Genomic DNA, 23,022 nt, shown 5'->3' with positions numbered 1-23,022 from the left:
ATCCTTAGCGGGCTTCCTTCTTGACTCGACACTGGGGGGTTGACCTCTCCGGCCCCAGGCTGTTCACTCGGCTCGTAGACAGTAGCCGTCCCGGGCCGTTGCTGGCGCGGCGCAGGTGCCCGGCGCCGCAAGGACACGTCGTACCTGTCGCGGGGACACGCCGACGGCATTCACCACTCGGATCGACTCGTGTACGCTTCGTCGCACGACCCGATGCGTACATGGTTTCATACCTGTAAGCACCCTAAAAACCGTTAGAAGGCGCGAAGCGCCGATACGCCCGGAGCGGGATTTGAACCCGGAGGACTTCGCTCGCGATGCTCGCTCGTCCTCAGATTCAAATCGCCGCTGTGGCGGTTCGTTGCGACCGCGTCTCACTCGTCGCTACGCTCCTCGCTCGACGGTTGGTCGCAACAGAAAGCGCCCGGAGCGGGATTTGAACCCGCGTCACGACCGTGACAGGGTCGTATGATGGGCCACTACACCATCCGGGCTTTCGCATCTAATTCGAACGGGGACTGGGAAATAAGACTTGCCATATGGAGGCGCCGTGTGTCGCGGTACCGCGACACGTCGCCGAAACGGCTTTGTACCGGAAGGACGCATGGGAACGCGTACCGAGCCTCGCCCGCCGGTGGGGTCGATTAGCCCTGCTTCGCGCTTCTTTGACAAGGGTTAAATGCGTGGGTCGACAAAAGCGCCGTAGTATCTCGTGACAACTTCTCCACCCACTCACACATGGTAGACGTAAGCCAACACAAACTGGTGCCGGAGCATACAGTCCTCGACGACCCTGACCGCGTCGACGAGGTACTCGCGGAGTACAACGTCAGCAAGACCAACCTGCCGAAGATCAAGACGAGCGATCCGGCGTTGCCCGAGGAGGCCGAGGTGGGCGACGTGATCGAGATCGTTCGCGACTCTCGAACCACTGACCAAGCAATCGTATACCGACTGGTGGTCGAATGAACCGACAGAGCCGACGCACGATTTCACGGGAATATTTCTCACAGGAACGGCTCGCCGAACACCACTTCCGCTCCTTTAACGCCTTCCTCGATCGGGGGATGCAGGAAGTCGTCGACGAGAAAGAGCGGATCGAGACGGATATCGGCGACAAGGAAGGACAGGAGCCGGTGTTCGTCGAACTCGGCGACGTTCGAGTCGAAACACCGCGCGTACGCGAGGCCGACGGGAGCGAGGAACTCCTCTACCCGCAGGAGGCCCGCCTGCGCAACATCACCTACGCCGCGCCGGTGTTCATGGAGATGGCCATCGTCCGCGGGGGCGAGGAGGAAGAGGAAGTCGTCGTCGACACCACCGAGACGAAGGTCGGCCGCATGCCGATCATGGTCGGTTCGCGGCGCTGCAACATCGCGGAACTGACCCGCGAGGAACTGATCGACATCGGCGAGGACCCGGTGGATCCGGGTGGCTACTTCATCGTCAACGGCTCCGAACGGGTGCTGATGACGAGCGAGGACCTCGCACCCAACAAGATCCTCGCGGAGTACGACACGAAGTACGGCGACGAGATTCAGGTCGCCAAGACGTTCTCCCAGCGGCGGGGGTACCGCGCGCTGGTGCTCTGTGAGCGCAACCGCGAAGGGATTCTGGAAGTCTCGTTCCCCTCCGTGTCGGGCAGCGTCAACTTCGTGACGCTGGTCCGGGCACTCGGGCTGGAATCGGACGAGGAGATCGTCCACCGCGTCAGCGACGACCCCGAGATCGTGAAGTTCATGCTGGAGAACCTGGAGATGGCCGAGGTCCAGAGCGAGGAGGAGGCCATCGAGACGCTCGGCAAGCGGGTCGCCGGCGGGCAGGGGAAAAACTACCAGCTGAAACGCGCCAACTACGTCATCGACCGCTACCTGCTCCCGCATCTCCACGAGGAGGGCGTCGACGAGGAGGAGGTTCGCATCAACAAGGCGTACTACCTCTGCCGGATGGCGGAGGCGTGTTTCGAACTCGCGCTGGAACGTCGCGAGGCCGACGACAAGGACCACTACGCGAACAAGCGCCTGAAAGTGAGTGGCGACCTGATGCGCGACCTGTTCCGGACGGCCCTGAACAAGCTGGCCCGCGACGTGAAATACCAGCTCGAACGCGCGAACATGCGCAACCGGCAGCTGACGGTCAACACCGTCGTCCGGTCCGACGTGTTGACCGAGCGGCTGGAACACCCCATCGCGACGGGCAACTGGGTCGGCGGGCGCTCTGGCGTCTCCCAGTTGGTCGACCGCACGGACTACATGGGCGTGCTGTCGCACCTGCGGCGGCTGCGCTCGCCGCTCTCGCGCTCGCAGCCGCACTTCGAGGCGCGGGACCTGCACGCGACCCAGTGGGGTCGCATCTGTCCCTCCGAGACGCCGGAGGGGCCGAACTGTGGACTGGTGAAGAACTTCGCGCAGGCGATGGAGCTCTCCCAGAACGTCGAAGACGAACAGGAACTCAAACGCGAACTGGCGTCGATGGGGGTCGAGGGTATCCCCGGAATCGAAGGCGTCGACTCGATGGCGGATTAACATGGCTCAGGCACGCGAGGCGAAAGTATACGTCAACGGCAGTCTGGTCGGGACACATCCCGACCCCGAACAGCTCGCAGAACAGATCCGCGAAGCGCGCCGGCGTGGCGACGTCAGCGACATGGTCAACGTCTCGATCAAGGAGCGCACACGCGAGGTCATCATCAACGCGGATGCGGGCCGGGCCCGCCGGCCGCTGATCGTCGTCGAGGACGGCGATCCGCTCCTCACCGACGAGGAGATCGAGGCGGTCGAGGAGGGCGACCTCAGCTTCGAACAGCTGGTCGAACGCGGCTACATCGAGTTCATCGACGCCGAGGAGGAGGAGGACATCTACGTCGCCGTCGACGAGGACGAACTCAACGAGCGTCACACCCACCTCGAAATCGACCCACAGCTCATCTTCGGCATCGGTGCCGGGATGATCCCCTACCCCGAACACAACGCCAGCCCCCGGATCACGATGGGCGCGGGGATGATGAAGCAGTCCCTCGGGCTACCGGCCGCCAACTATCGGATTCGGCCGGACACGCGCCAGCACCTGATGCATTACCCGCAGCTGGCGATGGTCAAGACCCAGACCACGGAACAGATCGGGTTCGACGAGCGACCGGCGGCCCAGAACTTCGTCGTCGCCGTCATGAGCTACGAGGGGTTCAACATCGAGGACGCCCTCGTGATGAACAAGGGGTCGGTCGACCGGGCTTTGGCTCGCTCCCATTTCTTCCGCACCTACGAGGGCGAAGAACGCCGGTATCCCGGCGGCCAAGAGGACCGCTTCGAGGTGCCGAGTCAGGACGTACGCGGCGCCCGCGGCGAGGACGCCTACACCCACCTCGACGAGGACGGCCTCGTCAACCCCGAGACACAGGTCGACGAGAACTCCGTTCTGCTGGGGAAGACGAGCCCGCCGCGATTCTTGGAGGAGCCGGACGACATGGGCGGGCTGTCGCCCCAGAAGCGCCGTGAGACGAGCGTCACGATGCGTTCCGGCGAGGACGGCGTCGTCGACACGGTCACGCTGATGGAAGGCGAGGACGGGTCGAAGCTCTCGAAGGTCTCGGTGCGGGACGAGCGCATCCCCGAACTCGGGGACAAGTTCGCGTCCCGCCACGGCCAGAAGGGAGTCGTCGGCCACCTCGCACCGCAGGAGGACATGCCCTTCACACAGGAGGGCGTCGTGCCGGACTTGGTGCTCAACCCGCACGCCCTGCCGTCGCGGATGACAGTCGGCCACGTACTGGAGATGCTGGGCGGCAAGGTCGGCTCCTTGGAGGGCCGCCGCGTCGACGGCACGGCTTTCCAAGGCGAGGACGAATCGGAGCTTCGCGACGCGCTGGAGGACCACGGCTTCGAGTCCTCGGGCAAGGAAGTCATGTACTCCGGGGTCACGGGCGAGAAGATCGAGGCCGAAATCTTCGTCGGCACCATCTTCTATCACAAGCTGTACCACATGGTGAGCAACAAGCTGCACGCCCGTTCGCGCGGGCCGGTGCAGGTGCTCACCCGCCAGCCCACCGAGGGGCGCGCCCGCGAGGGCGGCCTCCGCGTGGGGGAGATGGAGCGTGAGGTGCTGATCGGTCACGGGGCGGCGATGGCGCTCAAGGAGCGTCTGCTCGACTCCTCGGACCGCGAGAACGTCTACATCAGCGCCGAGACGGGGATGGTCGCCGTCGAGGACGTCGAGCAACGCCGGGTGTACGACCCCGTCACCGGCGACGAGGACGACATCCACGAGCTCGAGGTGAGCTACGCGTTCAAGCTCCTCCTCGACGAGATGATCGCGCTCGGCATTCGACCGCGGCTGGAACTCGAGGACGCAGTGTAACAATGTCAATGCAGACACCAAAAGAGATCGGCGGCATTCAGTTCGGGCTGATGGACCCGGAGACGTATCGCGACATGTCCGCGACGAAGGTCATCACGGCGGACACCTACGACGACGACGGCTACCCCATCGACATGGGGCTGATGGACCCGCGCCTGGGCGTCATCGACCCCGGGCTGGAGTGTCGGACGTGCGGGCAGCATTCGGGTTCGTGTAACGGCCACTTCGGCCACATCGAACTCGCGGCGCCCGTCATCCACGTCGGCTTCACGAAGCTCATCCGGCGACTCCTGCGCTCGACGTGTCGGGAGTGTGGCCGCCTCGCGCTCACCGAGGAGGAGCGCGAGGAGTACGAGGAGAACCTCGTCCGCGCGGAGGAACTGGGCAAAGACCCCAACGACGTGCTGAAGGCGGCGGTCCGACAGGCACGCAAGCAGAGCTACTGTCCGTTCCCGGACTGCGACGGCGTGATGCACGACATCAAACACGAGAAGCCGACCACCTACTACGAGGTGCAGGACGTGCTCTCCGGGGATTACTCGGAGCGCATCGCGGAGGCGATGCAGCCCGATCCCGACGACGAGGACGACGAGGGGACGAGCCCGCAGGAACTGGCCGAGGGCCTCGGCATCGACTTGGAGCGAGTCAACGACATCATGGCCGGCGAGTTCCGGCCGAAAAGCGGGACGCGAAAGAAGTTGGAGAAGGCCCTCGATGTCGACCTGACCGAGGAGGACATGAACAAGCTGATGCCCTCGGACATTCGGGACTGGTTCGAGGACATCCCGGACGAGGACATCAAGGTGCTCGGCATCGACCCCAGCCGTTCGCGGCCGGAGTGGATGATACTCACCGTCCTTCCCGTGCCGCCGGTGACGGCCCGTCCCTCGATCACGCTGGACAACGGCCAGCGATCCGAGGACGACCTGACCCACAAGCTGGTGGACATCATCCGCATCAACCAGCGGTTCATGGAGAACCGCGAAGCGGGGGCACCCCAACTCATCATCGAGGACCTCTGGGAACTGCTCCAGTACCACGTCACCACGTTCATCGACAACGAGATTTCGGGGACGCCGCCGGCCCGCCACCGCTCCGGGCGGCCGCTGAAGACGCTCTCCCAGCGGCTGAAGGGCAAGGAGGGTCGCTTCCGTGGCTCGCTGTCCGGGAAGCGCGTCAACTTCTCGGCACGAACCGTCATCAGCCCGGACCCCACCCTCAGTCTGAACGAAGTCGGGGTTCCGGAGCGGGTCGCGACGGAGATGACCCAGACGCTGAACGTCACCGAGCGAAACGTCGAGGGGGCGCGCCAGTACGTCGCCAACGGGCCCGAAGGGCATCCGGGCGCGAACTACGTGCGCCGGCCCGACGGCCGACGGCTGAAGGTCACCGAGAAGAACTGTGAGGAACTCGCGACCAAAGTCGAGGAGGGATGGGAGGTCAACCGTCACCTCGTCGACGGCGACATCGTGATCTTCAACCGCCAGCCGTCGCTCCACCGGATGTCAATCATGGCCCACGAAGTGGTCGTGATGCCGTACAAGACGTTCCGGCTGAACACGACGGTCTGTCCCCCCTACAACGCCGACTTCGACGGCGACGAAATGAACATGCACGCCCTCCAGAACGAGGAGGCGCGGGCGGAGGCACGCGTCCTGATGCGCGTCCAGGAGCAGATTCTCTCTCCGCGGTTCGGCGAGAACATCATCGGCGCCATCCAGGACCACATCAGCGGGACCTACCTGCTGACCCACGAGAATCCCCACTTCTCGGAGACGCAGGCGCTCGACTTGCTGCGGGCGACGAGCGTCGACGAACTCCCGCCGGCCGACGGGGAGGAGAACGGCGGGCCCTACTGGACGGGTCGCACCGTCTTCTCCGAACTCCTGCCGGACGACCTGAACCTCGAGTTCACGTCCTCGGCGGGCGACACCGTCCTGATCGAGGACGGCCAGCTCGTCTCGGGCACCATCGACGAGGACGCGGTCGGCGCGTTCGGCGGCGAAATCGTCGACACGCTCACCAAGGTGTACTCCGAGACGCGCGCCCGCGTGTTCATCAACGAGGTGGCCGCCCTGGCGATGCGGGCGATCATGCATTTCGGTTTCTCGCTCGGTATCGACGACGAGTCCATCCCGGAGGAGGCAAACGAGATGGTCGACGAGGCCATCGACAACGCCTACGAACGGATCGAGGAGCTCATTCGGACGTACGAGGCGGGCGAACTCGAATCCCTGCCCGGACGAACGATCGACGAGACCCTGGAGATGAAGGTGATGCAGACGCTCGGCAAGGCCCGCGACAGTGCGGGTGAGATCGCCGAGGACCACTTCGACGAGGACAACCCGGCCGTCATCATGGCGCGCTCGGGTGCCCGTGGGTCGATGCTCAACCTCACGCAGATGGCCGGCTGTGTGGGCCAGCAGGCCGTTCGCGGCGAGCGGATCAACCGCGGCTACGAGGACCGCACCCTGAGTCACTACGAGCCGAACGATCTCTCTGCGGAGGCACACGGCTTCGTCGAGAACTCCTACCGTGGTGGGCTGACGCCGCGGGAGTTCTTCTTCCACGCGATGGGTGGGCGCGAGGGCCTGGTCGACACGGCCGTCCGGACCTCGAAGTCCGGCTACCTCCAGCGCCGCCTCATCAACGCGCTCTCGGAACTGGAGTCGCAGTACGACGGCACCGTCCGCGACACCTCCGACACCATCGTCCAGTTCGAGTTCGGCGAGGACGGCACCAGCCCGGTGAAGGTGTCCTCCACGGACGACAACCCCATCGACGTCGAGGGGATCGCGGATCGGGTCATCGAGGCGGAGTTCGACTCCGACGCGGAAAAAGAGCGGTTCCTCGGCGAGCGCGAACCGCCGACGAACCTCTCGGAGTACGCGGGTCCCGGTCTGAACAAGGCCCAGGGGATGGAGGTGGAGTCCGATGACTGAATCCGAGTACGAACACGTCACCGAGGACATCGAGGTGGTCGTCGAGGATACGGAACTGCCGCGCCGCCTGAAAGAGCAGATCTACGAGACGGTCGAGGATCGGGGGCCGATCACGGTCGAGCAGGCGAACGAGATCGCGCAGGCGACGGAGTCACGCTACGTCGACACGCGGGTCGACCCGCTCGACCCCGTCGGCACGGTGTCGGCACAGTCCATCGGCGAGCCCGGAACGCAGATGACGATGAACACGTTCCACTACGCGGGCGTCGCGGAGATCGACGTGACCCAGGGGCTCCCCCGCCTCATCGAACTCGTCGACGCGCGGAAGACACCCGACACGCCGATGATGACGGTGTATCTCGACGAGGAGTACGCGACGGACCGCGAGCGCGCCCACGAGGTGGTGTGGTCGATCGAATCGACCAAGATCCTCTCGCTGGGTGACGTCTCGACGAACGTCGCCGACATGCTCGTCCAGATCGACCTGAACGACGAGACGCTGCTCGAACGGTGGCCGACCGTCGGCGACGTGGGCGAGATCGCGGCGGAGATCGCCGAGACCATCGAGGACGCCCTCGGCGTCCAGACCCGGCGCTCGGGAACGCTCGTCGAGTTCGGCCCCTCCGAGCCGAGCTACCGCGAACTGCTCCAGTTGGTCGAGGAACTCCGCGACGTGGTGTTCAAAGGAATCGAGGAAGTCTCTCGCGTCGTCATCCGCAAGGAGAGTCTCGACGACGGCGAGGAGTTCGTCCTCTACACCGAGGGGTCGGCCTTCGGCGACGTGATCGAAATAGAGGGCGTCGACGCCTCGCGGACGACCTGTAACAACATCCACGAAATCTATCGCAACCTCGGCGTCGAGGCGGCCCGCGAGGCCATCATCAACGAGACGATGGACACGCTCGAAGAGCAGGGGCTCGACGACGTGAACGTCCGTCACCTGATGCTCGTGGCCGACATCATGACCAACCGCGGCACCATCGAGTCCATCGGCCGCCACGGCATCTCGGGGTCGAAGGAGTCGGTGCTCGCCCGCGCCGCCTTCGAGGTGACGGTCAACCACCTGCTCGACGCGGCGATCCACGGCGAGCGCGACCGACTCGACGGCGTCATCGAGAACGTGATCGTCGGCAAGCCGGTCGCCATCGGCACCGGCGACGTGGACCTGCGGATGGGGTCGTTCAGCGCGACGCAGCCGTCGGACGACTAGCGGATGCGGGTCACCCTCTCCGATCGCGACCGCCGGTTCATCGCCCGGTTCGAGGACGAAACCGGCGCCACGGCCCGCGACTGCCTGGTGTACGACGATCAGGACCGTGTCGTCTTCCTCGTCGCCGCCGGCGAGATGGCCCAGGCGGTCGGGCCCGGCGGTCGGACCGTCGGGCGCGTCGAGGAAGCACTCGGCCGGACGGTCGAACTCGTCGAGGACGCGGACACGCCGGAGGCGTTCGTTGCCAACGTGCTCGCGCCGGCGGCGGTCCAACACGTCACGATCAGCGAGCAGGGTGACCGGGTGGCGTACGCCGAAGTCCCTGACGCCGACCGCGGTGCCGCCATCGGCCGCGACGGGCGAAACATCGAGACGGCGCGGCGTCTGGCGCGGCGGCATTACGACCTGGACGACGTGCAGTTAACCTGACGGCGCTCACGCGACTCACTTAGCCGTCGTCGAACGCGTACACGTCGCCGGCCTGGGTCGCGACGAGGACGGCGAGAGATCACGTTCGGGCGTCCTCCGCTTCTCACGGTCTCTCGACGCTCTTTCGATGCTGAACGTCGCTCTCCGGTCGCCGATCGATCGTGTCGACCCTCTCAGATCGGAGTAGCGGGTGTCCTAACGCGTTCTGAGACGGTCTCGCCGAGTGCGAAAAGGGAGGCTTAAGTAGCTCCGTCGGGAACGAAGTTGCACTATGGCGAACGGCAAGTACGCGGCCCGCAAACTCAAGAAGGACCGCCAGACGCGACGGTGGTCCGACTCGGAGTACGCGCGACGCGAGCGCGGTCTCCGGAAGAAATCGGACCCGCTCGAGGGTGCGCCCCAGGCCCGGGGCATCGTTCTCGAGAAGGTCGGCATCGAGGCGAAACAGCCCAACTCCGCGATCCGGAAATGCGTCCGGGTCCAGCTGATCAAAAACGGGAAGCAGGTGACGGCCTTCTGCCCCGGCGACGGCGCCATCTCCTTCATCGACGAACACGACGAGGTCACCATCGCCGGCATCGGCGGCGCGAAGGGTCGCGCGATGGGCGACCTCTCGGGCGTGAACTACAAAGTGGAGAAGGTCAACGGCGTGTCGATGATCGAACTCGTGCGCGGGAACGCGGAGAAACCGGTTCGATAATGTCCGAGAGCGACACCCCCGAGCCGGACGCCCCGGCCGGCAGCGACGAGCAGGAGACGGACGCGCTCCTCTTTGGCGTCTGGGAGACCGGCGACATCGCGTACACCGACCCCAGCACGCAGCGCTATATCAACGTGACCCCCATCGCGCACACGATGGGCCGTCACGCCTCCAAGCAGTTCCAGAAGAGCGAAATCTCGGTCGTCGAGCGGCTGATCAATCGCTTGATGCAGACCGAGGAGAACACGGGCAAAAAGCAACAGGCGATGCGCATCGTCCGTGACGCCTTCGAAATCGTCCACGAGGACACGAAGGAGAACCCGGTGCAGGTGCTCGTCACGGCCGTCGAGAACGCCGCGCCGCGCGAGGAGACCGTTCGCCTGAAATACGGCGGGATCTCGGTCCCGCAGGCCGTCGACGTGGCGCCCCAGCGCCGGGTCGACCAGGCCCTGAAGTTCCTCGCGGAAGGCACCTATCGCGGCTCCTACAAGACGCCGACGAGTGCCGCGCAGGCGCTCGCGACGCAGCTGATGGGTGCCGCCGACTACGACGTCGGCACCTACGCCATCAACCAGAAAGAGGAAGCCGAGCGGGTCGCCGCAGCCGCGCGGTAACGTCTCGTCTCTTCTCCCGAACAGCTACGTATCCTCCGGCCGACGGGGCTGGCATGACACTCGGCTCACTCGCCGACACACATACGATTCGGAGCCCCGCCCACGTCGAGTACGGGTCGGGCGCGGTCGACGCGCTCGAATCCTTCGCCCGCGACCGCGGTATCGACTCTGTGCTCGTCGTCACGGACGACCACCTCGCGGCCAGCGGCGTCATCGATACGCCCGTCGCCCGTCTGGAGGCCGCAGGCGTCGACGTGGTGGTGTACGACGGCGTGGCGCCCGAGCCGAAACTGGCGATGGCCGAGGCGGCGGCGGAGCAGGTCGGGGACCGCGATCTGGTGGTCGGCGTCGGCGGAGGGAGTTCGATGGACACGGCGAAGTTGGCGGCGGCGCTGGCGGCCCACGGTGGCCCCGTTCGAGATATGCTCGGCATGGATAACGTGCCCGGGGAGACGGGACCGTTGGCGCTCGTCCCGACGACGGCGGGGACGGGCAGCGAGGTGACGCACGTCGGCGTGTTCGCCGACGAACGCGACGGCGGAGTAAAGAAGGTCGTCTTCTCGCCGTTCCTCTTTGCCGACCTCGCGGCGGTCGATCCGGACTTGACGGAGACGATGCCGCCGGGCGTCGCCGCGGCGACGGGACTGGACGCGCTCACGCACGCGATAGAGAGCTACGTCTCCGTCCTCCGGACGCCGTATACGGACACGTTGGCGCGGCGGGCGGTCGAACTCGTCGCGGAGAACCTGCGGCCGGCGGTGGCACAGGGGCCGGAAAACGACGAAGTGCGCGCGAACATGAGCCTCGCCGCCACCCTGGCGGGACAGGCGTTCGTCAACTCCGGCCTGGGGGCGGTCCACGCGCTCACCTACCCGCTCGGCATGGAGTGTGGGCTGGGGCACGGGCTGGCGAACGGCGTCCTCCTCCCGCACGTGATGCGGTACAACGTGCCCGCGGAGGTGGATCGGTTCGCGGACCTCGCCGACCTGCTGGGCGAGCAGCGTCGTCCCGGCGAGTCGGACCGGGCGTTCGCCGACCGGAGCGTCGAGGCGGTTTTCGACCTGCTGGCGGACGTGAACGTGCCGACCAGTATCGCCGAATACGGTGACTTCGACCGGGAGACGTTCGCGGATTTCGCCGACGTGGCGTTCGAGCACTCCGAGCACAACATCGACCGGAACCCACGACGGATGGACCGCGAGGACGTGATCGGCGTGTTCGAGGCGGCCGACGAGGGCCGATGATCAGTCCGCCGCCGGCCCCGTCTCGAGCGCGTACTCCTTGGTGACGGTCACCAGGTCGCGCCGGAAGTCGCTCTCGCTTGGATCGTCGATCAGCGACCGGAAGCGCCGCTTGAACGCCTCCATCCCGACGGTGGGGGCGTCGGCGGCAGCGGCGCGCGCGAGGTCGTAGAGCCGGTGGTCGGCGTCGATCAGGCTATGGCGTTCGACGAGGCCGAGCGCGAAGGCGGCGTTGACGGCGGTGATGTCGGGGTCGGCGCCGTCGTCGGCAGGGCCGGCGCCGGCGGGACGGGAGCCGGCGGGACCGGGGGCGTCGGCGACGGCCGCCGCCAACTGGGATTCGAGAAACTGGACGAGTTTCCCCGCGGGCGCGACGGCGAGGGTGATGTCGTCGGCGTAGATATCGCGCATGTGGTTGGCGATCTGATAGCAGTGGGCGAGTTTGCGGCGCTCGACGGTGCGCCCGGAGAGGGCGAGAAAGAGCGCCTCGTCGGTCGACTGAGTGTGGGAGGCGTGCCCCTGTTCGTAGCGGGCCATGTGCGCGAGTTCGTGGAGCGCGAGTTCGCGGGCCATCGCGCTCGTCGCGGCCTGACGGGAGATGTTGAGGACGTGGTAGTCGTCGTAGTGGGCCGTCCAGGTTCGCTCGTCGGGGTCGTCCCGGACCCGCACGCGGACCGGGTGGTCGAGGTCGTGTTCCGTCGCTAGCAGGTCGGCGGCCCCGAGAAACGGGTCCGGCGGGGCGCCACCCTGTACTCGTACGTCCATGCTCGTTGGTACCACGGTGCAGAAGCGTAAGACGGTTGTGGTCCCTCCGGCCGTTTCGTGGTATCCCGTGACACGCCGGATCAACGGCCTGAAATCGGCCGTTTCGTTGTCGGCAAAACACTACCCTTTTGACCCTCCTGACGGTATGGGCCTATAATGGGCCGACGAAAGAAGATCGTACAAGAATGTGAACGGCTGATGGACAAACCGGAGAACATCCGGAACATCGCCATCGCCGCTCACGTCGATCACGGCAAGACGACGCTGACGGACAACCTGCTCGCCGGCGCGGGCATGATCTCGCAGGACACCGCGGGCCAGCAGCTCGCGATGGACACCGAGGAGGACGAGCAGGAACGCGGCATCACCATCGACGCCGCGAACGTCTCGATGACCCACGAGTACGAGGGCAAGAACCACCTGATCAACCTGATCGACACGCCGGGTCACGTCGACTTCGGTGGCGACGTGACGCGGGCGATGCGCGCCGTCGACGGGGCCTTGGTGGTGGTCGACGCCGTCGAGGGCGCGATGCCCCAGACGGAGACGGTGCTCCGGCAGGCGCTCCGCGAGGGCGTCAAGCCGACGCTGTTTATCAACAAGGTCGACCGCCTCATCTCCGAGCTCCAGGAGGGTCCCCAGGAGATGCAGGAGCGGCTCCTGTCGGTCATCCGTGACGTGAACGAGCTCATCCGCGGCATGACCGAGGAGATGGACGACATCAACGACGACTGGACCGTCGGCGTCGAGGACGGTACCGTCGGCTTCGGCTCGGCCCTCTACAAGTGGGGCGTCTCGATGCCCTCGATGCAGCGGACGGGCATGGACTTCGGCGATATAATCGACCTCGAACGCGCCGACAAGCGCCAGGAGCTCCACGAGCGGACGCCGCTCTCCGACGTGGTGCTCGACATGGTCTGTGAGCACTTCCCGAACCCGCTGGACGCCCAGCCCCGCCGTATCCCGCGCATTTGGCGCGGCGACGACACCTCCGAAATCGCGGAGTCGATGCGGCTGGTCGACGAAGACGGCGAACTCGTCCTCATGGTTACGGACATCGGCATCGACCCCCACGCCGGCGAAATCGCGGCCGGCCGCGTCTTCTCGGGCACCATCGAGAAGGGCCAGGAGCTCTACGTCTCCGGGACGGCGGGCAAGAACCGCGTCCAGAGCGTCGGCATCTACATGGGTGGCGAGCGCGAGGAAGTGGAACACGTCCCCGCAGGCAACATCGCCGCAGTCACGGGCCTCAAGGACGCTATCGCCGGCTCGACGGTGTCGAGCGTCGAGATGACGCCGTTCGAGTCCATCGAACACATCTCGGAGCCGGTCATCACGAAAAGCGTCGAGGCGCGAAACATGGACGACCTGCCGAAGCTCATCGAGACGCTCCAGCAGGTCGCGAAGGAGGACCCGACGATCCAGATCGAGATCAACGAGGAGACCGGCGAACACCTGATCTCCGGTCAGGGTGAACTCCACCTCGAAGTCATCGGTCAGCGCATCGAGCGCAACCAGGGTATCCCGATCAACACCGGCGAACCGATCGTCGTCTTCCGTGAGTCGCCCCAGATGGCCTCCGGGGAAGTCGAGGGCGTCTCGCCGAACCGTCACAACAAGTTCTACATCACGGTCGAGCCCCTGAGCGACGACATCGTCGACGAGATTCAGCTCGGCAACGTCTCGATGGACATGCCCGAACTGGAGCGCCGCGAGGCCCTCCAGGAAGCCGGCATGGACAAGGACACCTCCCAGAACGTGGAGCACATCCACGGGACGAACATCCTCATCGACGACACGAAGGGGATTCAGCACCTCAACGAGACGATGGAACTGGTCGTCGAGGGGATCGAAGAGGCGCTCGACGACGGGCCGCTGGCGGCCGAACCCGTCTCGGGTGCGCTCGTCCGCCTGCACGACGCGAAACTCCACGAGGACACCATCCACCGCGGTCCGGCACAGGTCATCCCCGCCGTCCGCGAGGCGGTCCACCGCGCCCTGATCGACGGCGAGATCCGCATACTCGAACCCATCCAGAACGTGCGTATCGACGTTCCCTCGGAACACATGGGGGCGGCCTCGGGCGAGATTCAGGGTCGCCGTGGCCGCGTCGACGACATGTATCAAGAGGGCGACCTCATGGTCATCGAGGGCATCGCGCCCGTCGAGGAGATGATCGGCTTCTCTTCCGACATCCGGAGCGCCACCGAGGGTCGAGCCTCGTGGAACACGGAGAACGCCGGCTTCCGCGTGCTCGCCGACAACCTCCAGCCGGACATCATCACGGAGATCCGCGAGCGCAAGGGAATGAAGCTCGAACTGCCGCCGTCGATCGACTACATCTGATCGGACTGTAGCCGTTCCCGTCCCGAACGGCTCGATTCGGCCCCTCTTCTCTCATTCGCGATAATCCGACGGCTAGTTTCATCATCACCGTTCGGCAACTCCCCGTGCATGTCAGGACTCCTCGGCCGGATCGACCGGGCGCTCGTCGGGATGTTCGCGGCGGGGCCGACCGACGGGAGCCGCCGTCGGGAACGGCTCGCCCGACTCGGCGCGTGTACCGCGATCAGTCTGACCGGCATCGCGCTGGTGATCCCCCACCTCGCCCCGTATCTCGCCACGGGCCAACCGGCGGTCGGACTGGGACTGGCCGCGCTGGGCACGGTCGTCTGTGTCGGCCTGGTCGCGGCCGGTCTCCGCCTCTATCGGAGCGGATTCTCGACGCCGAACGCGGTGCGGATCGCCGTCTGGAACTTCCTCGGCCTCGTCGTCCTCGGGGGCGTTCTACTCGGTCACGGCGCCTACCGCGGGAGCCTCGGCACCGTGAGCACGGCGGACGCACTGGCGGCGGGGAACGTCCTCGCGGTCAGTGCGGCCGCCCACGTCATCATCGGCGTCCACGACGCCCGGCGGGTTCGCGCGGAGCAACTGGCCCGCGAGCGCGAGAAATTCGCCGTCCTCAGCCGCGTCCTTCGGCACAACCTGCGCAACGACGCGACGGTGCTGATCGGCCAGTCCGAGCGGCTGGCGACCGAACTCGACGAGGGGGCGCTCGCGGAGGCCGCAGACATGGTCCATCGGCGGTCCCGGGCGGTCGGCGGGATGGCGGAGAAGACCAAGACGATGCTCGAAGCGCTGGAGCGTCGGTCGTCGCCGAACGCACGGCTGAACGTCCACGACATCGCGACGGCCGTCGCCGACGATGTCGCCGTCGACGACGAGATGGCGATCACCGTCGACGTACCGCGTGACCTGTGGATCTGGGCCGACGACAGCATCGAACGGGCGCTCGTCGAACTGGTCGAGAACGCGGCCGAACACGGCGGCTCGGAGATAGTCGTGAGCGCCGCGGCCGACGCCGACGGTACGGTCCGGATCGATGTCGTCGACGACGGGCCTGGAATCCCGGACGACGAACGAGCCGTGATCGCGGGCGAGTCGGAGATCACCCAGCTCAAACACGGGAGCGGGCTCGGTCTCTGGGTCGCACGCTCCGTCGCCGAGGCCGCCGGCGGGGAGTTGACGTTCCGGACGGACGGCGAGCGGACGGTCGTCCGCCTCTCGCACGACCGGGCAGCGGCGCCCCAGACGGCGTCGAGCGAGGCGCGGACAGCGACGGCGACCTGATCGGTCGATCCGCGACCGATGCAATCTTATACCCCACCGGCACACTGTGTACCATGCCCAGCGGCACGACTACCGGCAGTCGACGTGTCGGCACGGAGACACCCCGCGGCCCCTCCCCGTCGCCGATTACAATTATTGCGTCGACGGGTCGTGCCGCGGGGGTGACGGCCTGAATGAGCGACGAGGCTGCTTCCACCCCCGACGCTGCGGACGCCGACGGCGACGCCGCCGTCACCGATCCCGAAACCGACGGCGGCGAACGCCCACAGACGCATACGATCCGGCTCGAACTCGTCGACAAGCCGGGTGAACTGCTGTCGGCGTTACGTCCCATCGCCGAGAACGGTGGCAACCTCCTCTCGATATTCCACGAGCGCGGCAACCTCACCCCCCGGGGACACATCCCCGTCGAGGTGGACGTGGAGTGTCCGCCGGACCGCTTCGAGACCATCGTCGAAGCGCTCCGCGAGGAGGGAGTCAACGTCATCCAGGCCGGCGCGGAGCGCTACGGCGAGGAGTTGACGCTCCTGCTCGTCGGCGACATCGTCGACACCGACCTCTCCGATACGCTCCGACGGATCGAATCGAGCACGGACGCGACGCTCGCGGACCTGTCGCTCTCGGCGCCCGAGGGCCGGGGAAGCGCGTCCAGCGCCCGGCTTCGGCTGGCCACCCGGACCGGCCGGACCGACGAAGTGTTCGAACACGTCCGCGATATCGCCGACGAGAAGGCGCTGAACGTCATCGAACCGCTCGTGGAGGTGTCGGAATGAGACTCGCCGTCATCGGTGTCGGCGCCGTCGGCCGGTCGGTGGTCGAACTCGCACCGGAGTACGGCCACGCCGTCGTCGCCGTCGCGGACTCGCAGTCGTCGGCCGTCGACCCGAGCGGGTTGGACGCCGACGCCATCTTCGATCGGAAGGAGCGCGAGGGCGTCGTCGGGGGCGGTGACCCCGCGGACGCGCTCGCGGCCGACTACGACGTCCTCGTCGAGGCGACGCCGACGACGCTCGGCGACGCGGACCCCGGCTTCTCGCACGTCCGCGCGGCCCTGGAGCGTGACCGACACGTCGTCCTGGCGAACAAAGGCCCCGTCGCCGAGCGGTACGCCGACCTGCGTGCGCTCGAAGCGGAGAGCGGTGGGACGGTGCAGTTCGAAGCCGCCGTCGGCGGCGCTATCCCCATCCTCTCGACCATCGCGGACTTCGGACCGGATCAGATCACGGCGGCCCGCGGCGTCCTCAACGGGACGGCCAACTTCATCCTCTCGCGGATGGCCGCCGAAGGGCTGGGGTACGAGCACGTACTCGCGGAGGCACAGGACTTAGGCGTCGCCGAGGCCGACCCCGCTTTCGACGTGGAGGGGACGGACGCGGCACTGAAGTTCGTCATCCTCGCGAACGTGTTGAGCGACGGCGAACAGGTGTACAGCCTCGACGACGCCGAGGTGGAGGGTATCCGGTCGATTCCGTCGAGCGCGCTCGATTTGGCGGCGGAGGACGGCCGGACCGTCCGACTGATCGGCGAGGCGACGGCCGACGGCGTCCGGGTCGGCCCCCGACTCGTCCCCCAACACGACGCGCTGGCGGTCACCGGGACGCGAAACATCGTCCAGTTCGACACGGTGCACGCCGGACAACTGCATCTGAGCGGGCGCGGCGCGGGTGGGCCGGAGACGGCGACGGCGATTCTCTCGGACGTGACCCGACTGGAGTGAGCGGTCGCCGTACCCCGTTTCGAGTCGTCCACCCGTCGCGGCGCCCCTTCTCCCCTCCGCGTCGTCGAGGTCATCCGTTCCCGCCCCGTCGTGCGGTATGGCATCACAAACCGCAAGACGGCGTCGGTGAGTTCTGTGATGTGTATCGAAATGGTTTTAGGTTGCTCGGGGCAAATAGTCGTCACCAAGCGCCTTAGCGCGTGATTCCACCATGAGTGACAAACCGCACCAGAATCTGGCCATCATCGGCCACGTCGACCACGGCAAGAGCACGCTCGTCGGGCGACTCCTGTTCGAGACAGGGTCCGTACCGGAGCACGTAATCGAGCAGTACCGCGAGGAAGCCGAGGAGAAGGGCAAGGGTGGCTTCGAGTTCGCCTACGTCATGGACAACCTCGCAGAGGAGCGAGAGCGTGGTGTCACCATCGACATCGCCCACCAGGAGTTCGACACCGACGAGTACTTCTTCACCATCGTCGACTGTCCGGGTCACCGTGACTTCGTGAAGAACATGATCACCGGGGCGTCCCAGGCCGACAACGCGGTGCTCGTCGTCGCGGCCGACGACGGCGTCGCGCCCCAGACCCGCGAGCACGTCTTCCTGGCCCGCACGCTCGGGATCAACGAGCTGATCATCGGCGTGAACAAGATGGACATCGTCGACTACTCGGAGGACACTTTCAAGGAAGTCACCGAGGAGGTCAAACAGCTCCTCAAGCAGGTCCGCTTTGGCACGGAGGACGCGTCCTTCATTCCGATTTCGGCCTTCGAAGGCGACAACGTCGCCGAGAAGTCCGGGAACATGGACTGGTTCGACGGCCCGACGCTGCTCGAGGCCCTGAACAACCTGCCGGAGACGGAGCCGCCGACGGACGCCCCGCTTCGCCTGCCGATCCAGGACGTCTACACCATCTCGGGCATCGGGACGGTCCCGGTCGGCCGCGTCGAGACGGGTGTCATGAACGTCGGCGACAACGTGTCGTTCCAGCCCTCGGACGTCGGTGGCGAGGTCAAGACCATCGAGATGCACCACGAAGAGGTGCCCGAGGCCGGCCCCGGCGACAACGTCGGGTTCAACGTTCGTGGCATCGGTAAGGACGACATCCGTCGCGGTGACGTGTGTGGCCCGGCCGACGACCCGCCGTCGGTTGCCGAGACGTTCCAGGCGCAGGTCGTCGTCATGCAGCACCCCTCCGTGATCACGGCGGGCTACACGCCGGTCTTCCACGCCCACACGGCGCAGGTCGCGTGTACCATCGAGTCCATCGACCAGAAACTCGACCCCGCGAGCGGCGAGGTCGCCGAGGAGAACCCGGACTTCATCAAGTCCGGCGACGCCGCGGTCGTGACCGTCCGCCCGCAGAAGCCCCTCAGCATCGAGCCGTCGTCCGAGATTCCGGAGCTCGGCAGCTTCGCCATCCGCGACATGGGTCAGACCATCGCGGCCGGCAAAGTGCTCTCGGTCAACGAGCGATAGATGCAGCAGGCACGCGTTCGCCTGGCGGGCACGAGCCCCGAGGATCTCGACGGTATCTGCGACGAAGTCCGCGACATCGCGAGCAAGACGGGCGTCAGTCTCAGCGGCCCGATCCCGCTACCGACGAAGACGCTCGAAGTCCCGGCGCGGAAGTCCCCCGACGGTGAGGGAACTGCCACCTGGGAACACTGGGAGATGCGGGTGCACAAGCGCCTCATCGACATCGACGCGGACGAACGCGCGCTGCGCCAGCTCATGCGCATTCAGGTGCCCAACGACGTCAGCATCGAGATCGTTCTCGAGGACTGACGCCAGGGCACCGCGCTAAGGCGTTTTCACGTCCAAAGGGAAGCATACAAGTACGCTGGACGGTTCGGCTTCAGTGCGGGCTCGTAGATCAGTGGCAGATCGCTTCCTTCGCAAGGAAGAGGCCCCGGGTTCAAATCCCGGCGAGTCCATGCGCTCACTTCGTTCGTCTCGTTCCCTCGCCGACGTGCCGTTCGCTTCGCTCACGGCACTCCCGGCGAGTCCATCGGACTTCTGACATTCCTCGAAATATCGGGGTAACGCCGGGTATAGCTTCTCACTCGACAGTTTACCTTTCGTTCCGGTCAGAAACGAATCCCGTTTCTGCGCGAACTATTCCGTGGGTTCCGTCCATGTCTCCGACACACGGTCGTTCTCCTCGTGACGGACGTTCGAGAGTGCCATCAGGCGTGGTCATCGATCCAGCGACACCACTCTTGAAAATCCTCTGCACCGCACTGGCCGGCAATCGAGCGAAGCGTCCCGATTTTCACCTCGTCGTGCATCGGCGCGTCGACGTTCCGAACTTCGCCCGTGTCCGTATTTTCGTACCGCAGTCGAACGTGGCTCCCGCTCCGAGAGACGGGGACGTACCCGAAACTCCGCAGGACGGCAATGATCTCACGGCCGGAGAACGTCGTCCGAACCATCAACTACTGCAGGAAGTCGGGACGGTCCCGGTCCTCGTCGCTCGGTTCGATGCCGAGTTCGTCCCGCAGGAAGGCGTCCGGGTCGTCGATCCGCTCACCGTCGCCTTCGTGGAGTGCAAGAACTTCGGCGAGCTGTGCGAGCGCCTCGGCACGGGTGTCGCCGCCGCGGGCCAGTCCCGTTTCGAGGTCTTCGGCGGTGACACTCCCGTCGTCCTCGCGGTGGAAGACGATTCCCTCCGCCTCGTCGTGGTCACGCGTCGCGCTCGCCATTACTGCGAAGTAGGGCCGACGTTGATGATAAGCCTTCGGCCGAGCCCTCTTCGCCCGGCAGACGTACCCACCCGGCGAGCCAATCAAAATTCTGAGGCGCCTCGGAGTATAACTCCGAGAGGTCCCAGTCCTCGTCGCTCGGTTCGATGCCGAGTTCGTCCTGCAGGAAGGCGTCCGGGTCGTCGCTCCGCTCACTGTCGCCTTCGTGAAGCGCGAGAACTTCGGCGAGTTGTGCGAGCGCCTCGGCACGGCTGTCCCCACCGCGGGCCAGTCCAGTTTCGAGGTCCGTGGCAGTGGTACTCCCCCCGTTCGTACCCACCGGTCGCTCGCAGGATTTCGCCGTGTCGGCTCCCCCGATGCGTACGTCCTGACCGAGGCTGTCGACCCTTCTCGCGTGTGAACGTCGTCCGATCGAAAACGGAAGGTCGGCGGGCCACCGGGAGATGAAACAGGGTGCCTCTGTTGGGGCCGATGTCGCGGTGCCCACACTAATGTGGAAGGTCAACAATTTAATACTATCGGCCAGATTGCATTTTATGCACTACGATGGTGAAAATATTGTGATCGACCCTGACATATTCAAACCTACAGTTCTACCGTCCTGATGGGCCTCGGACACTCCCTGTACCATCGTCTCTCGAGGCCCCTTTCGTCCGGGGTGTCGGCAACGTGAATCCGATGCCGTCGCTCTCGGGCGAGGTCATCGGTCGGTCCCCACGATTTGGATTCGGGCGGGAGATGCGTTTCACGACCCTCACGACCGGCACTGGTTCCCGGGTTCGTGAGCCTCGTTTACACGAGACCCGTTACTTGGTCTTCTCTCCCGTCCGCCATGTCGGACGGGCGTCGGGTCACTGCGGTCCTCCTTCGAGGCGTTCACCTTCTGCCCCTGTTACGGGGTCTTGGGTTGTACCTGTGAACTACCCTACCCTACTCGCTCACGGCTTGCGCCGTTCGCTCCTTGAGGGTAGGGCTTCCTGCTTGCACGACGCGCTTTGCAGACACCGGGATGTCCACAGGGAGCGCAGTCTCCACAGGCGTTGACGAATCGCTACACGATTCGTCCGCACACCAGAAATTGAAGATTTCTGGGGACGTTGATTCGGAGTATCCCACTCCTACATCTTCGAGGCCGCGAGAAAGAATGTTCCACGCCGCGTTCGCATCCCTGTCCGCCTCGAAACCGCAGGCAGGACAGGAGTGTTCGCGCACCCACAACGGCTTGTCGGTCGAAACGCCGCACGACGCGCACTCCTTGGTCGTCCCTCTAGGGTTGACCGCGACGAAATGTGTCCCTTCTCGTTTGCACTTGTATTTGAGCAACGAGATGAACGTTCGCCACGCGGCGGACGCGGTGTTGCGGCTGTTCGACGGCGACTCCATCATCCCCTTCACGTTCAAGTCTTCGACCGCCACAAAGTCGTACTCCCGAGCGTAGTAGTTCGAGAGTTTGTGGAGGAAGTCGTGGCGCTTCCGTCGGAGGTCGGCGTGACACTCCGCAACGCGCCGTCGTTGCTTCTCGTAGTTGTTCGACCCGTGCTGTTTGCGCGAGAGCTTCCGTTGCTCGCGTTCCAAGCGGTCACGTTCGTCTGAGAGGTCGAGCGACCCGACCGCCGTGCCGTCCGTGTCGTGGGCGTACTTGAGTATGCCCACGTCGATACCGACGCACTGCTCGGGTTTCTCAGGCGGTTTAGGCGGTTCGCGGTCCATTTGGACGCCGAACGTGGCGAACCACTCGCCCGTCGGTTCCTTCTTGACCGTGACCTGCTTGAGTGTGGCATCGTCGGGGATGGCACGGTGGAGCCGAATTGGTATGTCCGCGAGTTTCGAGAGGGACAGGACAGTCTGACCGCCCTTCTTGTCGAGCTTGAAGCCAGATTGACTGTACGTGAAACTGCGGAACTCCCGTGGCGGCTTCCACTTGAGTTGCCCGACGCCGTAGCCGTTCTCCTTGAGTGCGGAGAGGCCTTTGAGATTGTCGAACAATCTTTCTACAACGGTTTGGAGAACCTTCGAGTACACGTCCGAGAGGCCGTCCCACCACTTCTTGAGGTCGGGGAGTTCCGACCGCAGGATGGTCATGGACGGCAGTTCGCCGTGTTCGTCTTGGTACTCGTTGAGGCGGTAGAGCGTGTGGTTGTACAGTTGCCTACAAATGTCTCGGTGGCGGTCCAACTCCTCGCGGTGGGCGTCGGACGGCTTGAGACGGTACTTGTAGGCGTAGTACATCCGTTACTCTCGTTCCTCGATGAGTTCGTCCAACTGCTCTCGAACGAACGACGAGAGGTTGAGGTGTTGGTCCTCTATCCACTCGTCTTGGTTCTCCCGGATGGTGATCGTCTTCCGTTTCACCGTAATGCACGGTATGCCCGTTGTACGCATAATGGTATTGGTGAAGCGTTGGCCTGTGAGCCGAGCGTCGAAGGTGTTTGAGAACTGTGCGGCGCTGTATCCCCTCCCTGCTCGCTCCCGTTGGTCGCTCGCTGAGGAAGGGGGCTTAGCGCCTCAATCAGCTAATCCAGGGCCCGGCGGCGGACGGTCGATCGCCTACCGACGTAGCTTCCGGACGCCGTAGGCGGCGAGTTCGGCGGTGTAACAGAATACGCAGCCCCGAAATCGGGGACGGGTCTGCTCGTCGGTCCGGTTCGTGTCGGCGTCGATGGGCTCCCCCATACCCATCCCTCGACCGGAATCGAGTTAACGCTACAGCGGTCGTGC

Annotated in this window: 21 protein-coding genes and 2 tRNA genes; 16 read left to right on the top strand and 7 right to left on the bottom strand. The window is 65.4% G+C overall.

Annotated features, from left to right (window positions below; all coding sequences use genetic code 11):
* Positions 1-421: 421 nt before the first annotated feature.
* Positions 422-494: transfer RNA gene (locus HALNA_RS16630), tRNA-Asp, on the bottom strand.
* Positions 495-738: 244 nt separating this feature from the next.
* On the opposite strand from HALNA_RS16630, the gene HALNA_RS16625 reads away from it, so the two are divergent.
* From HALNA_RS16625 to HALNA_RS16585, 9 genes are all read left to right on the top strand, one after another.
* Complete coding sequence (locus HALNA_RS16625; protein ID WP_049937458.1) at positions 739-969, top strand: DNA-directed RNA polymerase subunit H; 231 nt, start codon at positions 739-741, stop codon at positions 967-969.
* The gene (locus HALNA_RS16620; protein WP_049937457.1) at positions 966-2,525 is read left to right on the top strand and encodes a DNA-directed RNA polymerase subunit B''; all 1,560 of its coding nucleotides are present in this window, start codon (positions 966-968) and stop codon (positions 2,523-2,525) included. The genes HALNA_RS16625 and HALNA_RS16620 overlap by 4 nt, the downstream gene beginning before the upstream one ends.
* 1 nt (position 2,526) lies before the next feature.
* Complete coding sequence (gene rpoB, locus HALNA_RS16615; RefSeq protein ID WP_049937456.1) at positions 2,527-4,353, top strand: DNA-directed RNA polymerase subunit B; 1,827 nt, start codon at positions 2,527-2,529, stop codon at positions 4,351-4,353.
* Between the two features lie 8 nt (positions 4,354-4,361).
* Entirely contained in the window at positions 4,362-7,295 is a 2,934-nt protein-coding gene (locus HALNA_RS16610) for a DNA-directed RNA polymerase subunit A' (RefSeq protein WP_049938106.1), read from the top strand.
* The gene (gene rpoA2, locus HALNA_RS16605; RefSeq protein ID WP_049937455.1) at positions 7,288-8,505 is read left to right on the top strand and encodes a DNA-directed RNA polymerase subunit A''; all 1,218 of its coding nucleotides are present in this window, start codon (positions 7,288-7,290) and stop codon (positions 8,503-8,505) included. The genes HALNA_RS16610 and rpoA2 overlap by 8 nt, the downstream gene beginning before the upstream one ends.
* Before the next feature lie 3 nt (positions 8,506-8,508).
* The gene (locus HALNA_RS16600; RefSeq protein ID WP_049937454.1) at positions 8,509-8,934 is read left to right on the top strand and encodes a NusA-like transcription termination signal-binding factor; all 426 of its coding nucleotides are present in this window, start codon (positions 8,509-8,511) and stop codon (positions 8,932-8,934) included.
* Positions 8,935-9,205: 271 nt separating this feature from the next.
* Positions 9,206-9,634 carry a 30S ribosomal protein S12 gene (locus HALNA_RS16595; protein ID WP_049937453.1) on the top strand — a complete coding sequence of 143 codons (429 nt, stop codon included), beginning with the start codon at positions 9,206-9,208 and terminating at the stop codon, positions 9,632-9,634.
* The gene (locus HALNA_RS16590; protein WP_049937452.1) at positions 9,634-10,248 is read left to right on the top strand and encodes a 30S ribosomal protein S7; all 615 of its coding nucleotides are present in this window, start codon (positions 9,634-9,636) and stop codon (positions 10,246-10,248) included. Before HALNA_RS16595 ends, HALNA_RS16590 begins: the two co-directional genes overlap by 1 nt.
* A 53-nt stretch (positions 10,249-10,301) precedes the next feature.
* The gene (locus HALNA_RS16585; protein WP_049937451.1) at positions 10,302-11,492 is read left to right on the top strand and encodes an iron-containing alcohol dehydrogenase; all 1,191 of its coding nucleotides are present in this window, start codon (positions 10,302-10,304) and stop codon (positions 11,490-11,492) included.
* Here HALNA_RS16585 and HALNA_RS16580 read toward each other — a convergent pair whose 3' ends face one another.
* Positions 11,493-12,254: a DUF5781 family protein gene (locus tag HALNA_RS16580; protein WP_049937449.1), complete on the bottom strand. Its 762-nt coding sequence runs from the start codon at positions 12,252-12,254 to the stop codon at positions 11,493-11,495.
* Between the two features lie 156 nt (positions 12,255-12,410).
* Between HALNA_RS16580 and HALNA_RS16575 the strand changes: the two genes are divergently transcribed.
* From HALNA_RS16575 to HALNA_RS16545, 7 genes are all read left to right on the top strand, one after another.
* Positions 12,411-14,600, top strand: coding sequence for an elongation factor EF-2 (locus HALNA_RS16575; RefSeq protein ID WP_049937448.1), 2,190 nt, complete (start codon positions 12,411-12,413; stop codon positions 14,598-14,600).
* A 108-nt stretch (positions 14,601-14,708) separates the two neighbouring features.
* A complete protein-coding gene (locus HALNA_RS16570) occupies positions 14,709-15,884 on the top strand; it encodes a sensor histidine kinase (protein WP_049937446.1) in 1,176 nt (391 codons plus the stop codon).
* A 173-nt stretch (positions 15,885-16,057) separates the two neighbouring features.
* Positions 16,058-16,657, top strand: a complete 600-nt coding sequence (locus HALNA_RS16565; RefSeq protein ID WP_049937444.1) for an amino acid-binding protein — start codon at positions 16,058-16,060, stop codon at positions 16,655-16,657.
* On the top strand, positions 16,654-17,601 hold the full coding sequence (locus HALNA_RS16560; protein WP_049937443.1) for a homoserine dehydrogenase: 948 nt from the start codon (positions 16,654-16,656) through the stop codon (positions 17,599-17,601). Before HALNA_RS16565 ends, HALNA_RS16560 begins: the two co-directional genes overlap by 4 nt.
* 211 nt (positions 17,602-17,812) lie before the next feature.
* Entirely contained in the window at positions 17,813-19,078 is a 1,266-nt protein-coding gene (gene tuf, locus HALNA_RS16555) for a translation elongation factor EF-1 subunit alpha (RefSeq protein ID WP_049937442.1), read from the top strand.
* On the top strand, positions 19,079-19,387 hold the full coding sequence (rpsJ, locus tag HALNA_RS16550; RefSeq protein WP_049937441.1) for a 30S ribosomal protein S10: 309 nt from the start codon (positions 19,079-19,081) through the stop codon (positions 19,385-19,387).
* A 77-nt stretch (positions 19,388-19,464) separates the two neighbouring features.
* Positions 19,465-19,536: transfer RNA gene (locus HALNA_RS16545), tRNA-Ala, on the top strand.
* Positions 19,537-19,788: 252 nt separating this feature from the next.
* Here the strand turns inward: HALNA_RS16545 and HALNA_RS16540 are convergent.
* From HALNA_RS16540 to HALNA_RS21405, 5 genes are all read right to left on the bottom strand, one after another.
* The gene (locus tag HALNA_RS16540; protein WP_049937440.1) at positions 19,789-20,034 is read right to left on the bottom strand and encodes a type II toxin-antitoxin system HicA family toxin; all 246 of its coding nucleotides are present in this window, start codon (positions 20,032-20,034) and stop codon (positions 19,789-19,791) included.
* 3 nt (positions 20,035-20,037) lie between these two features.
* Entirely contained in the window at positions 20,038-20,304 is a 267-nt protein-coding gene (locus tag HALNA_RS16535) for a type II toxin-antitoxin system HicB family antitoxin (protein WP_049937439.1), read from the bottom strand.
* Positions 20,285-20,623, bottom strand: coding sequence for a type II toxin-antitoxin system HicB family antitoxin (locus tag HALNA_RS21235; RefSeq protein WP_245576042.1), 339 nt, complete (start codon positions 20,621-20,623; stop codon positions 20,285-20,287). The genes HALNA_RS16535 and HALNA_RS21235 overlap by 20 nt, the downstream gene beginning before the upstream one ends.
* A gap of 611 nt (positions 20,624-21,234) precedes the next feature.
* Positions 21,235-22,533 carry an RNA-guided endonuclease InsQ/TnpB family protein gene (locus tag HALNA_RS16525; protein WP_049937438.1) on the bottom strand — a complete coding sequence of 433 codons (1,299 nt, stop codon included), beginning with the start codon at positions 22,531-22,533 and terminating at the stop codon, positions 21,235-21,237.
* 318 nt (positions 22,534-22,851) lie between these two features.
* A complete protein-coding gene (locus HALNA_RS21405) occupies positions 22,852-22,977 on the bottom strand; it encodes a hypothetical protein (protein WP_281172120.1) in 126 nt (41 codons plus the stop codon).
* Positions 22,978-23,022: the final 45 nt, after the last annotated feature.

The sequence above is a fragment of the Haloplanus natans DSM 17983 genome, from assembly GCF_000427685.1.
Taxonomy (GTDB): domain Archaea; phylum Halobacteriota; class Halobacteria; order Halobacteriales; family Haloferacaceae; genus Haloplanus; species Haloplanus natans.
Note: the sequence above shows the minus strand (reverse complement) of the source record. Positions and strands in the feature narration are given on the sequence as shown.